This window comes from Treponema vincentii (assembly GCF_018336815.1).
Lineage (GTDB): Bacteria > Spirochaetota > Spirochaetia > Treponematales > Treponemataceae > Treponema.
Genome location: NZ_CP050497.1, coordinates 813,017 through 825,717, shown reverse-complemented (window position 1 = coordinate 825,717; position 12,701 = coordinate 813,017). Strand labels below are relative to the sequence as shown.

Genomic DNA, 12,701 nt, shown 5'->3' with positions numbered 1-12,701 from the left:
AGTGAGGGTTTGACTAAAAGAGGTTTCTGGATGTTATCTCTTTTTCCACGACTTAAAAGGAAGAAGAAGCCGCGCCCTTCTTCTTCCTTTTTTTATCTAAAAATATGTAAATCACGTAACTCATTTGATTCCATAAAGATTATTGGTATTACAGCCGACAATGATAGTAGATAAGTTTTATCCGGCTTAACGGTAAAGGGGTTAGAGTGTCCGATATGAATATTCCCGGCATAGGAGCCGGTAAATATGATAATCTCATTGAAACGCTGATGAAAAAAGAGCGTGCCCCGCGCGATTCAGCTGCTGAAGATTTAAAAAAATATGAACGGCAAAATACTATTTGGCGAAAAATAAACCAGTTCTCTACCGAAATCCGCGAAAAGACACGGGAACTCTATTCATTTAACAATCCCTTTGTAGAAAAAACCGTTACCTCTTCCAATGAACGAGCGGTAACGGCAACCGCTTCACGGGATGCCCGCGAACAGACTTTTAAAATCTCCATCAATCAAATTGCCCAAGCGGATTCTTTTTTATCACAAGAAGTATCAAAAGACTTTCAAGTTCCGAAAGGGCTCTACACCTTTACTGTCGGCGAAAAAAAATTTTCGGTGAATTGGCAAGGCGGAAAATACCGAAGTTTTATCGATGCCGTTAATAAAAAAGGAAAAGATATTCTCAGAATTTCGGAAATAAAGACTTCGCCCAGTGCCGTTTCGTTGCTTTTTGAATCCCAGCTAACGGGGGAAGCCAATAAGCTGGAGTTTTCCGATGATGCCTTATCCTTTGCGCTCGAAAACGGTCTGATAAAAAAGAACGACCGTCCTGCAGTGGATGCCGAAAAAACAGAGGCTGCAATTCCTGCACAGACAACAGAACGCATTATGTTTTCCAAACCGGTGCGCGGCTCACAGCAGTATGTATTGGAATATACCGTATCCTTGCAAAACAATACCGATGCAGATGCTTCGCCTTCCGCGCAAGGAGAAGTATCCGCCCCCAGCGGAGAATCGATTTATGAACAAGTCGGTTCCGCATCGTATAAAGGCGTAACCGTAACCAATGCGCCGAGCGATTCAAGTATCCTGCCTGAAACTCTTGGGTTAAATCAACAAACCGCTGCCCCTGTGGAAGATTATAATGTACTATCATTAGTTTCTCCGCGTGGAACGCTTATCCCGTTGCCTGCACTAGCCGATACGGCAGAAACGCAGACCTTCAGTATCCCCTTGAGCGAATATGGTGATATTACCGGACTCACCGTACATAATAATAACACAGATAAAAGCGTATCAATAACGCAGATCAAAGTATACGATCCTAAAGCGACAGGCGAATACATACCGGTTAATCCCGTCTCGCAGGCACAGGAGGCAGCTCTTACCTTTGAAGGCATCCCTGTAAAGCGAAGCACAAATAAAATCGATGATCTTATTCCGGGAGTAACGCTCCAACTGGAGGATAAGACCGATAAACCGGAAAGTATCAGTATTAAACCGGATCCTCAACCGGCAAAGGATGCAATTATCGAATTTGTCGCAAAATACAACCGGCTTTTGGCGGAAATCAATATTGTAACGAGCAACCAGCAAGCGGTTATCGATGAAATCGAATATTTTACCGACGATGAGCGTAAAACGGCGGAAGAAAATCTCGGCGCTCTTTTCGGGGATACGACGCTGTCCGCTTTAAAAAATAATCTGCGCCAAATCGTTGCAAATGTATACCGTAAAAATGCAGACACCCCAATACGGACGTTATCGCAAATCGGCATATCGACAAAATCGGATACAAGCTCAGGCCTTAATGAAGCGCGGCTCCGCGGATATTTGGAAATCGATGAAAAAAAACTTGATGAGGCTTTACAAAATTCGATGGAAGATGTCCGTTACCTTTTCGGATATGATACCGATAATGATGTGCTTGTCGATGACGGCGTCGCGTTTCAGGTATTTAAACAGATAGATCCATATGTGCAGCGGGGCGGAATTTTTTCTACGCGAACAAACGGATTGGCAGCTCAAATTAAGACGAGCAAGGATAAAATCGCGCGGTACGATAAGGCTCTTGAAAAAAAGGAGCTGGAGCTGCGGCAAAAGTATGGGAATATGGACGGAACTTTGCGAAATTTGCAAAAGCAGTCGGATATGATCAATAATTTCAGCCGACAAAATAAAGGCGGTTCTGACAACTAGCGCTGAATAATCCGCGACATTGCCGAAACGATAATCACGTGAGGAGTATGACGATAAATGGTAATAAAAATTAACGGCGAAAAACTCTCGTATACACTTGAAAATGAAAAGACCGTTGGCGAAGTGTTAGGCAGCATTGAAGAAGCGTGTTGCCGTGAACATGAAACAATCGTACAAGTTGCAGTCGATGGAAAAGAATTGACTTCGCAAGAGCTTGATCTGCTTTTTAAACAGCCGGCTGATAGCGATATTACGATCGAGCTTTCAACATTTTCCGGAACGGAAATTCGTAATTACATGAAGAGTTTGACACAAGAACTGTCCGGCTATGCGGAAGAGTTTGAGCAGATTCCGGTGTATATGCAGACCGGAAAAGATATGCAGGTTTTAAATTTGCTTGGAACTTTTTCGGAGAAACTCAAGGAATTGTATCGATCATTACTCTTATCCGATGTAACGGAACTCCCCATCGATATACAAATTGAAGAAAAATCGGTTCATGAGTATCAGAAAGAAATAACAGCGCTATTGCATGATATCGTATCAAGTATAGAAGAAAAAGATATTATTCAAGTCGGCGATTTAGCCGAATATGAATTAGCTCCCCTTGTCAAAACTTTGATAAATGGGGTATCATCAATCCTAAATTAGACGGAGACGGAAGCAGTGCTTGTAGAGGATATTATCGATATTGAAAAAAAGAATTCTCTTATTTATTATCGGGAGGAGTTTGAGGCTACCGCCGTTTATAATATTTTAGAAAGAGAGCAAAAAGGAAAAATAAGCTTTTTAATCGAAGTCAATCCTATCGGCCAGCAACAACTCTTCGTACAGCTTATCGATAAACCGGACTACCCTATATTACCGATTCGTCTTGCATTAAAAGAAAAAATACAGCATTTAATTACTTCCTCCGCTCTGCCGCTTTAGGAAAAGAAGCCTCGAGTGGGGCGATTTCAGGGTAGAATATTATGTTTGGAGCAGCTCATGTATGAATATCACATTGAAGGCGGTTTCCCCGTAAAGGGTACCGTTAAGGCAAGCGGGAATAAAAATGCTGCGTTGCCTTGTATTGCCGCCGCCGTCCTTACCGATCAGCCTGTTACCATAAAAAATCTCCCTGAAATTGAAGACGTCTTTGTAATGTTTGAGATATTCAAATCGTTTGGGGGAACAATCTCTAAACTTGCTCAAAACGAATATACCTTGCAATTAAAAAACCGTAACCGGCTATGAAGTACCGGCGCCGCTGGCACAAAAGATTCGGGCTTCTATTTTGTTTGCGGGGCCGCTGCTCGCGCGTTATGGAAAAGTTATGATGACACCGCCCGGCGGCGACGTTATCGGGCGACGTCGGTTGGATACGCACTTTTTGGCGCTAACAGAACTCGGTGCGCAGGTAAAGATAAACGGGCATTTTTTATTTACGGCAAATAAGCTCATCGGGCAGGATATTTTTTTGGATGAGGCTTCCGTAACCGCTACCGAGAATGCAGTGATGGCTGCGGTAACCGCCGAGGGTGAAACCGTTATCACCAATGCGGCAAGCGAGCCGCACATTCAAGACCTCTGCAAACTGTTGAACGCAATGGGAGCAAAGATAAGCGGTATCGGGTCTAATATTCTTAGTATTCAAGGAGTGCAGCAACTGCACGGCGCAGAATATCGCATCGGTGCGGATTATATGGAAGTCGGATCGTTTATCGGGCTTGCCGCGGTAACACACGGCTCGCTTACCATTACCGATATCAATCCGCCCGATATGCGGCCGATAAAGCTTGCGTTTAACAAGCTGGGCATCCGTTGGGAAATCGACGGCACAAGCCTTATTGTTTCCGCACAGCAGAGTTTAAAGGTAAACTGCGACCTCGGCGGTATGATTCCGAAAATCGATGACGCGCCGTGGCCGGGATTCCCCGCCGATCTTACCAGCATTATGGCGGTTATTGCCACACAGGTGGAAGGCACGGTGCTTATCCACGAAAAAATGTTTGAATCACGAATGTTCTTTGTCGATAAACTGATTGGTATGGGTGCACGTATTACGCTTTGCGACCCGCACCGCGCCGTCGTTACCGGTCCCAGTACCCTGCACGGTTCTGAACTGGTCTCTCCCGATGTACGCGCGGGAATGGCGCTTGTCATTGCCGCTTGCTGCGCCCGCGGTGAAAGCCTTATCCGCAATGTGTACCAAATCGAGCGCGGCTACGAACACCTCGTCGACCGGTTTAAAGCGCTCGGCGTACAGATCGAACGCAAGCCTATCTGCGTATAACATTGCACACAAATAACAACTGCGCTATACTTTTCCCGATTATGAAATATACACAGCTGCCTGTTTATGAACAAAAGGCACGGATTTTAGAGAGTTTGGATCGGCATCAGGTTATTGTCGTTGAAAGCCCTACCGGATCGGGTAAGACTACCCAGTTGCCGGTTATTTTACATGAGGCGGGCTATACGCAAACCGGCATGATCGGGGTTACCCAGCCGCGGCGGATTGCAGCGCTTTCGGTAAGCGAATTTATTGCACATCAACTGAAGGTTCCGCTCGGCGATGCAGTGGGCTACAAGATGCGGTTCGAAGACCATACCTCGCCGAACACAAAGATAAAGATAATGACTGACGGTATACTCTTGCAGGAGCTTAAACTTGACCCATGGCTCAGCAAGTATTCCGTTATTATGGTAGATGAAGCGCACGAGCGCAGTTTGAATATCGATTTTATACTCGGGCTGCTCAAGCGGATTTTACAGGAGCGGCAGGATTTTAAGGTGATTATCTCATCGGCGACTATCAATACCGATATGTTTTCGATGTATTTTAACGAATGTCCGGTGATTAAAATCGATGCGATGACCTATCCGGTTACCCTCATCTTTGACCCGCCTGCCATCACCGCCTCCACAGAGACGCTCGCTGCGGAAACAGCATTACTCGATAAAATTGCGGTGATTGTCGGGCGGATTTTAAGCGAGGGGCGCCCCGGAGCCATCCTCGTGTTTCTTCCCGGCGAGCGGGCGATTAAAGACTGCATCGAGCGGCTCTCGCATGAGTCATGGTTCCGCAAGCTCTACCCGCTGCCGCTGTACGGGCGCTTGAGCAAGGAAGAGCAGGAACGGGTGTTCAAGTCCCCGCCGTTCGGGAAAAAGAAGATTGTTATCGCAACGAACATTGCCGAAACCTCTATCACCATCAACGATATTGCCGCCGTTATCGACTCAGGCTTATCGAAGCTCAATTTTTATAATCCCTTTACCTACACGTCGAGCTTGGACGAAGCGCCGGTGTCGAAGGCATCGTGTAATCAGCGGCGGGGACGCGCGGGACGGACGCAGGAGGGGGTATGTTACCGCCTCTACACCCGCAAGGATTTTGAAACCCGCGTTATGTACACCACGGAGGAAATCTACCGCACTGATCTTTCGGAGGTGGTGATGCGGATGGCGGAGCTGGGGATCTACGACTTTGCGAACTTCGATTTTATTTCCCCTCCCGGCAAGAAGGGCATTATCGGTGCGGTAGATACGCTCAATATGCTTGGCGCGTTGGAACCTGATAACAGCCTGAGTAAAATCGGGCAGATGATGTGCCTCTTCCCGCTCAGCCCGCGTCAATCCCGTATGATTGTAGAGGCGGTACTCTATTATCCCGAATCGATTGAGGATGTATTGATTGCCGCGGGCTTTTTATCGGCACGCAGTCCCTTCCTCTTCCCCGACGGGCATGAGCTTGAAGCGAGAAAAGCCCATGCAGCATTCCGCGATCCGCTTGGAGACTTTGTGTCCTTCCTCAAGGTCTATCGGCAGTACATGCAAGCGGAAAACCAAAAGCGCTTTTGTGAACGCTTTTACCTCGACGAGCGGATTATGGCGGAAATTGCCAATATCAAGGAGCAGTTGGAGCTGATTGTCTCCGATATGGGCGTGCCGATTCTCTCCGGCGGAAAACCGGCGGATTATCTGACGGCGGTTGCCCGCGGTATGATTCAATTTGTGTGCGCTGCACAGGGGCGGGACGTATATCGCAGCCTTACCACCGAAAAGATTTCCATCCATCCGGGTTCCTGTATGTATAAGGAGCATCAGCCCTTTATCGTTGCGGGGGAGATTGTGCGTACGTCACGGATGTATGCTATGTCGGTTTCACCCCTTTCCAAAGACATTGTAGCTCTTGTTGCCCCTGCGCTCCTCGACAAAAAAGCAGCACAGCAAACGCGGGCAAAAGCCGGTAGCGGTAAGACTGATAGAGCCGCAAGCGGAACTGGAAAAGGCAGCGGCAAAGGCGGCAGTAAAAACGCACTGGGAGCCGGTGCGGTCGGAAAGCTCTCCGGCAGTGCAGGAAGAGGTGTGCCACACGACTCCGCAGCAGCATCGGAAAGCGCAGGCAGAAAAGGAACCGGCAGTGTCGGTACCGCAGCTGAAAAACAGCTGCAAACAGTATCCATCTGTGGCACCCCGTATATCGTACAAAAGATGAAAGGGAAAAAGCAGCTTTTACTGCCGTGGGAGCAGTTCAGGCATACGGTGGAGCAGCTGCGGGTGGAGCGGCAGCTGCAAGGATCCGGCAAGCCGAATACCGATTGGAATATGCAAGGCGATGCTTCGATGGAAGTCTCTGGCAGCATTATATATGACGGTCGGCTGGAACAACTCAAAAACCTGCGAGCAAAAATCACCTTCGGCAGCTATGAGCTACTCGCCGGAGAAAAGTTCGGCTTGGTATTAAGCATTGCCAAAGCCTTTCCGCTGCAACCTCTTGATTCGGAAACGCCTTTTCCACGCACCAAGAACTTTACGCTGCCGGATGACACCACAGCCCTGTTGGAGCAGCTGCCGCTTATCTTCCGCACGGTAGCGGCAAAGCAGAAGAGCAAGCAGCTCGGCTTTATCACCCTGTTCAACGACGGCAACGGTACTTTCTGGCTGAAAACTTCACGCGGCTTTCACACTGCATTGCACGAAAACCTTGCTTCCCTGCAGCAGCTCATCGACAGCGCCGGTGCAGGATTGGATGAAGCGCAAACAGCCGCGGTTAATAGTCTCTACAGCAAAATTGCAAAACTAATATAGGCAAAAAAACTGTATCAGTCTGATGCGATTGCTCTGTCAGGACACTATGTCAGACGGTCTTTACATCGCCGGTAAAATGTGTAATAGTTGCGGATACGAGGAGTCTCTAATGGAAAAATTTGTTTCGTGGGATGTCAGTTATGATGTGGGAGTTCCGAGCGTCGATAAACAGCACCGCCACTTAGTAGATTTAATCAATAGCTTATATAATGCCTGCCTTGGAGAAAAAGCAGAACTTGAAGAGACATTTAGAGATGTAATGAAAGAATTGGTAGACTATGTAATGATTCATTTTAAAGATGAAGAAGCAATAATGGAAGGAATCAATTATCCGGGGTTAAAAGAACACAAACAAAAACATGAGTTATTCGTTAAAGAAATTTTAAAATCAGTTAACGCCTATACAAACGGTAAACAACTCGTGCCCAACTCATTTGTCCGCTTTTTACGCGACTGGCTGTTTAATCATATCTTAATCGATGATAAAGCATGGGCACGCTATTACTTCTCACTTAAAAAATAAAACAGAAAAAGGCTGTCTTAAAAGCTGCTCACTTTTAGGACAGCCTTTCGCATATTAACAAACTGAGCGGGTAACGATACGGCTAAACCGCTTCTTTCCGGCACGGAGAATGAGTTCTCCTGTTTCATCCAAGGCGGTGGCGGTAATGACCGCCTTAAAGTCAGTAACCGATTCACCTGCAACAAGCGCCCCGCCCTGCTCTATTAAACGGCGGGCATCGCTCTTGGTGGCGCATAAACCGCTTTGCACATATAAATCGACAATCGAAATCCCCTGCTCAAAAACGGTACGGTTCATTTCTACGGTCGGCATTGCGCTTTTATCGCCGCCGCCGCCGAATGCAGCTTTAGCACCGGCAAGCGCCATATCTGCTTCATCTTTCCCGTGTATCTCTTTGGTAACTTCCCATGCAAGCCGCTCTTTCGCCTCATTGATATTGCCGGCGCAGATACGGTCAATCTCTTCAATCGGCAAAAAGGTAAACAGCAGCATAAAACGGCGCACGTCGGCGTCGTCAACATTTCGCCAATACTGGAAAAAGTCGAACACGGGGGTCATCTCTTTGTTTAGGAAGAGTGCGCCTTTTTCGCTCTTTCCCATTTTTTTACCGTCGCTGCGGGTAATGAGGGGGAAAGTCAGCCCGAACACCTCATCACCGGTCTTGCGGCGAACTAAATCGACCCCTGCAACGATATTGCCCCACTGATCGTCTCCCCCTATTTGCAGACAGCAGTGATGTTTTTGATGCAGCATTAAAAAGTCGTAACTTTGTAACAGCTGATAGTTAAATTCGAGGAAAGACAAACCCGTTTCCATCCGTATTTTATATGCCTCAAACGAAAGCATCTTGTTGACCGAAAAACAGGAACCGATGTCTCTCAGAAAATCGATATAGTTTAAATCAGCCAGCCAGTTTTTATTATTTTCGGGAAAGGCGGTTTTCCCGTCAAAACCGATAAAGCGGTCGAGCTGTGCTTTTATCTTTTCAACATTTTCATCAAGCTGCTGATAATCCAGCATTTTGCGCATCTCAGTCTTCCCCGAAGGGTCGCCGATGCGTCCCGTACCGCCGCCGAGCAGCGCAATACCGATATGCCCCGCATCACGTAAATGCCGAACTGCAAATTGAGGTACGAGGTGCCCGATATGCAAACTGCCGCCGGTTGGGTCGGTACCGGTGTAAAACGTAACCGGTCCTTTATCCATTAACGCGGATAGCGCTTCCACATCAGTGCATTGCTGAAAAAATCCACGGTCTATTAACGTCTGTAAAGCTCTATTCATAACCGGATAATACCCTTTTTTATAAATAAATGCAACTTTTGACCACAGGACTGCGCGGTACAAAAGCCGATTTTCGATTCTGAAAATGCTCAACGTATGATTTCGATAATTCACATCATAAATCCACAATTAAAAATTATCTAAGCGTTTCTCCATCTGCTTTGCAAACCTCACTCGTCCTATTCACTAAAATCGTTAAATGAGGTATCATTTTAGCCGTTTTATGAAAAAAAGGGGGAAGCCGTTATGGATATTCAATCGGTATTAAAAAATCTGCACCCGCTTGAAATCAAGGTATTAAAGAACTTTAAGATAGGCGAAGGATTATATGCGAAAAAACTGCAAGAGGTTTTGCAGTATAAAGAAGGTCATGCAAATCAGGCATTTTCGTGGCTCAAGCTCAAGGAATTGGTAAAAGAAAAAACGAGAAAGACAACCGTTGTCTACGAATTGACGGAGCTGGGCAAAGACTATGCACAAAACGGATTGCCTGCCGAGCGGATTATCTTGTTGTTGAAGGAAGCAGGACCACTCAAGCTGCCTGAAATTGCGCAGAAGCTCGGTTTACAGAATAAGGATGTCGGCTCTTCCTTCGGGGAGCTTTCTAAAACGGGCTGTGCCGCGATGAATGATGAAAAAAAAGCGGTATATATAAAAGAACCTGACGATAAAAACTTTCTATTGAAAAAAGCGCTGCTGAAACGTGCAGCAGAGGCTGCCGACTGCCGTCTGCCTGAGGACTCTTTAACGGAGGACGAAAAAAACTGCATTGCCGATATAGCGAAAAAACGCGGCGCTGCGGATGCCGCATTCAAGATTATTGAACGGGACGAGATTGTCTACGCCTTTACGGATATGGTTGCCGCAGTGCAGAAGGCATTGAATGCGGCAGGTATTACCGGCGACGAAACGGGACAGCTGACGTCTGAAAGTCTCAAGACCGGCGCATGGAAAACGCAAACCTTCCGTAGCTACAATATCCAGCTGCCTCCCGCCCGCGTTATCCCCGGCAGGACAAACCCCTACGTTGATTTTTTGGAGAGTGTCAAAGATAAGCTCACCTCCCTCGGCTTCGAGGAATTTGACGGGCCACTCGTCGAAACGGATTTCTGGAACTCCGATGCGCTCTTTATGCCGCAGTTCCACGCCGCCCGCGACATTCACGATGTGTATTACCTAAAAAATCCCACGCACGCCAAAGCTATCGAGGAACCCTTCCTTTCCCGTGTTGCGGAAATTCACGAAACGGGCGGGGACAGCGGCAGCCGCGGCTGGAACTATCACTTTGACCGCGATTTTACCCGACAGCTGTTACTCCGCAGTCAAGGCACGGTATTGTCCGCTCATCAGCTGGCAAAGGCAAAAATCCCGGGCAAATACTTCGGTATTGCGCGCTGCTTCCGCTACGATAAGGTAGACGCAACGCACCTTTCCGACTTTTACCAAACAGAAGGTATCGTCCTCGGCGAACAGGTCAACCTGCGAACGCTGCTCGGTATCCTTAAAATGTTTGCCGTCGAAATTGCCGGCGCCACCGAAGTGAAGTATGTCGGCGGGTACTTTCCCTTTACGGAACCTTCTATAGAAGTACATATCAAACATCCGATACTCGGCTGGTTTGAACTGGGCGGTTCCGGCATCTTCCGCCCCGAAGTTACCAAGGCAATGGGGATCGACGTTCCTGTTCTGGCATGGGGTATCGGCATTGACCGTATGGCGCTGATGGCATTGGGGCTCAACGATTTACGCGAGTTGTTCAGCACCGATATCGAAGGCGTCCGGCTCCGCAGATAGACTGCTGTATCAGTAAGCAACTGCTGGATACTCAAGGGCACAGGCATTCAGGTACCCTGATACTCGGATGCTCAAGTCCCCTGATACACAGGCGCCCCCTACCGATCGCATATAGCATATATGAAACGAACATCATCTTTACTGAAAAGCGGTATTAGCCTGTCCGTACTCACCCTCATGTCGCGGGTGTTAGGGCTGATACGGGAAATGACCAAATCAGCCTTCCTCGGCACCGGCCCCCTCGCGGACGCCTTTACCGTTGCCTTTATGATTCCCAATCTACTTAGGCGCATCTTTGCCGAAAACAGCATGACCGTTGCGTTTATTCCTACTTTCCAAACCTATCTGGAGGATGAGAAGCGCAATGTGCCGGATGCAAAGGCGGCGATGAAGGAGTTCCTTTCCGCAACGTTCACCATGCTGTCTTTTGCCGTAACGGGTACCGTCATCATCGGGATTTTGTGCAGCGGTCTGATTATTGCGGTGTTTTTTCCGAAAATCGCCGATTTTTCCGCAACGGTACTCTTAACGCGCATCATGTTTCCGTACCTACTGCTCATCTCCATTGCGGCATTCTTTCAGGGGATATTGAACGGCGTCCGCAGCTTCTTACCGACGGGAATTACGCCGATTTTGTTTAACCTGTCCGTTATCGGCTGTACCTTTGTACTCGCAAAGCCCTGCGGCAATCCGGCTCTTGCAATGGCGATCGGCGTGGTAATCGGCGGCTCCTGCCAAATGCTATTTCAGCTCCCCTTTGTACTGCGCGCAGGCTTTTCGTTTAGGCTGATACCGTTCCGGCGCTGTGTACATAATGCCGGAGCGCGGAAAATACTACGGCTGATTGTGCCAACGCTTATCGGAACGGCGGTGTATCAGATTAACGACCTCGTTTCTACAGCGCTCGCGACATACTCCGGAGTCGGGGTTGCGGCAAGTTTGCAGTATTCAATCCGTTTACAAGAGCTGATTCTCGGCATCTTCGCCGTTTCCGTCGGCACGGTTATTCTGCCCGACCTTTCAGCCCATGCGGTTAATAAGCAATGGGAAGTCTTTCAAAAACTGCTGTTGAATGCCGCAAAGATTATTGCGCTCGTAACCGTCCCTGCAACGATTTTCCTGCTCTGTTCGGGCGAACATATCATCATTTTGGTGTATAAGAGCCGACGCTTTACCGAGGAGTCTGTCCGGCTCACCTTGCAAGCCTTTCAGTGGCATATCGCAGGGTTGTTCTTTATCGCATTAAACAGGATTTTAACCTCGGCTTTTTATGCACAAAGCGATACCAAACGTCCCACGATTGCAGGTATTGCGTGTTTCGGAATCAATATTGTGCTTGCGGCGGCTCTGGCAGGTTTTATGCAAGGCGGCGGTATTGCGTTGGCACTGACCGTTGCGAGCGCCGTTAATACCGGTCTTCTGCTGTATTTTCTTACCAAAAGCGATTCAATCGATGTGCGTACATTGCTTGTATCGGCAACCGGTTTTACCGTTAAGATGCTGCTTTTTTCGCTGATTGCCGCCGCCCCGCTGTATTTTTTCGGCGAATGGCTCTACGATCCGTTAGCGGCATACCCCCGCATTATCGCACAGGGACTTCCGCTCTTTATCAGCGCCGCGCTTTTTGCACTGATCATTTTAACACTGCTCATCATAACGGGAGATTCTTTGTTAAAGACTGCCGTACAAAAAATACGGCGGCGGTAAACGCATTAGGCCTTATTTTTTCATATCCGCCACGGATGGCGGTGATACTAATCAGCAGCAAGTTTTTTGCTAGAAAAACTTGACACGAACATTGTACAAGGAAGTACAATGTTCGTGTTCCCCGC

Annotated in this window: 8 protein-coding genes and 1 pseudogene; 8 read left to right on the top strand and 1 reads right to left on the bottom strand. The window is 47.8% G+C overall.

Features of this window, described 5'->3' with window-relative positions; all coding sequences use genetic code 11:
* Positions 1-215 precede the first annotated feature (215 nt).
* The 6 genes and pseudogenes from fliD (at position 216) to GWP40_RS03745 (ending at position 7,791) form a co-directional block, all read left to right on the top strand.
* On the top strand, positions 216-2,195 hold the full coding sequence (gene fliD, locus GWP40_RS03770) for a flagellar filament capping protein FliD (RefSeq protein WP_212566114.1): 1,980 nt from the start codon (positions 216-218) through the stop codon (positions 2,193-2,195).
* A gap of 57 nt (positions 2,196-2,252) precedes the next feature.
* Complete coding sequence (locus GWP40_RS03765) at positions 2,253-2,846, top strand: hypothetical protein (RefSeq protein ID WP_212566113.1); 594 nt, start codon at positions 2,253-2,255, stop codon at positions 2,844-2,846.
* A 15-nt stretch (positions 2,847-2,861) separates the two neighbouring features.
* The gene (locus tag GWP40_RS03760; protein ID WP_212566112.1) at positions 2,862-3,125 is read left to right on the top strand and encodes a hypothetical protein; all 264 of its coding nucleotides are present in this window, start codon (positions 2,862-2,864) and stop codon (positions 3,123-3,125) included.
* A gap of 57 nt (positions 3,126-3,182) precedes the next feature.
* Positions 3,183-4,470, top strand: a pseudogene (gene murA, locus GWP40_RS03755) (UDP-N-acetylglucosamine 1-carboxyvinyltransferase).
* A 41-nt stretch (positions 4,471-4,511) separates the two neighbouring features.
* The gene (locus GWP40_RS03750; RefSeq protein WP_212566111.1) at positions 4,512-7,268 is read left to right on the top strand and encodes a helicase-related protein; all 2,757 of its coding nucleotides are present in this window, start codon (positions 4,512-4,514) and stop codon (positions 7,266-7,268) included.
* A gap of 109 nt (positions 7,269-7,377) precedes the next feature.
* On the top strand, positions 7,378-7,791 hold the full coding sequence (locus GWP40_RS03745; protein ID WP_212566110.1) for a bacteriohemerythrin: 414 nt from the start codon (positions 7,378-7,380) through the stop codon (positions 7,789-7,791).
* A gap of 54 nt (positions 7,792-7,845) precedes the next feature.
* Here the strand turns inward: GWP40_RS03745 and tyrS are convergent, their stop codons facing one another.
* Positions 7,846-9,075, bottom strand: a complete 1,230-nt coding sequence (tyrS, locus tag GWP40_RS03740) for a tyrosine--tRNA ligase (RefSeq protein ID WP_212566530.1) — start codon at positions 9,073-9,075, stop codon at positions 7,846-7,848.
* A gap of 246 nt (positions 9,076-9,321) precedes the next feature.
* Between tyrS and pheS the strand changes: the two genes are divergently transcribed.
* Positions 9,322-10,869, top strand: a complete 1,548-nt coding sequence (pheS, locus tag GWP40_RS03735) for a phenylalanine--tRNA ligase subunit alpha (protein WP_212566109.1) — start codon at positions 9,322-9,324, stop codon at positions 10,867-10,869.
* 120 nt (positions 10,870-10,989) lie between these two features.
* The gene (gene murJ, locus GWP40_RS03730; RefSeq protein ID WP_212566108.1) at positions 10,990-12,576 is read left to right on the top strand and encodes a murein biosynthesis integral membrane protein MurJ; all 1,587 of its coding nucleotides are present in this window, start codon (positions 10,990-10,992) and stop codon (positions 12,574-12,576) included.
* The last annotated feature ends 125 nt before the right edge of the window (positions 12,577-12,701 follow it).

What these genes read in the sequence shown, in the direction of transcription:
- tyrS (WP_212566530.1), bottom strand. Translation starts at nt 9,075, where the DNA reads ATGAATAGAGCTTTACAGACGTTAATAGACCGTGGATTTTTTCAGCAA.
- GWP40_RS03745 (WP_212566110.1), top strand. Translation starts at nt 7,378, where the DNA reads ATGGAAAAATTTGTTTCGTGGGATGTCAGTTATGATGTGGGAGTTCCG.
- fliD (WP_212566114.1), top strand. Translation starts at nt 216, where the DNA reads ATGAATATTCCCGGCATAGGAGCCGGTAAATATGATAATCTCATTGAA.
- pheS (WP_212566109.1), top strand. Translation starts at nt 9,322, where the DNA reads ATGGATATTCAATCGGTATTAAAAAATCTGCACCCGCTTGAAATCAAG.
- GWP40_RS03750 (WP_212566111.1), top strand. Translation starts at nt 4,512, where the DNA reads ATGAAATATACACAGCTGCCTGTTTATGAACAAAAGGCACGGATTTTA.
- murJ (WP_212566108.1), top strand. Translation starts at nt 10,990, where the DNA reads ATGAAACGAACATCATCTTTACTGAAAAGCGGTATTAGCCTGTCCGTA.
- GWP40_RS03765 (WP_212566113.1), top strand. Translation starts at nt 2,253, where the DNA reads ATGGTAATAAAAATTAACGGCGAAAAACTCTCGTATACACTTGAAAAT.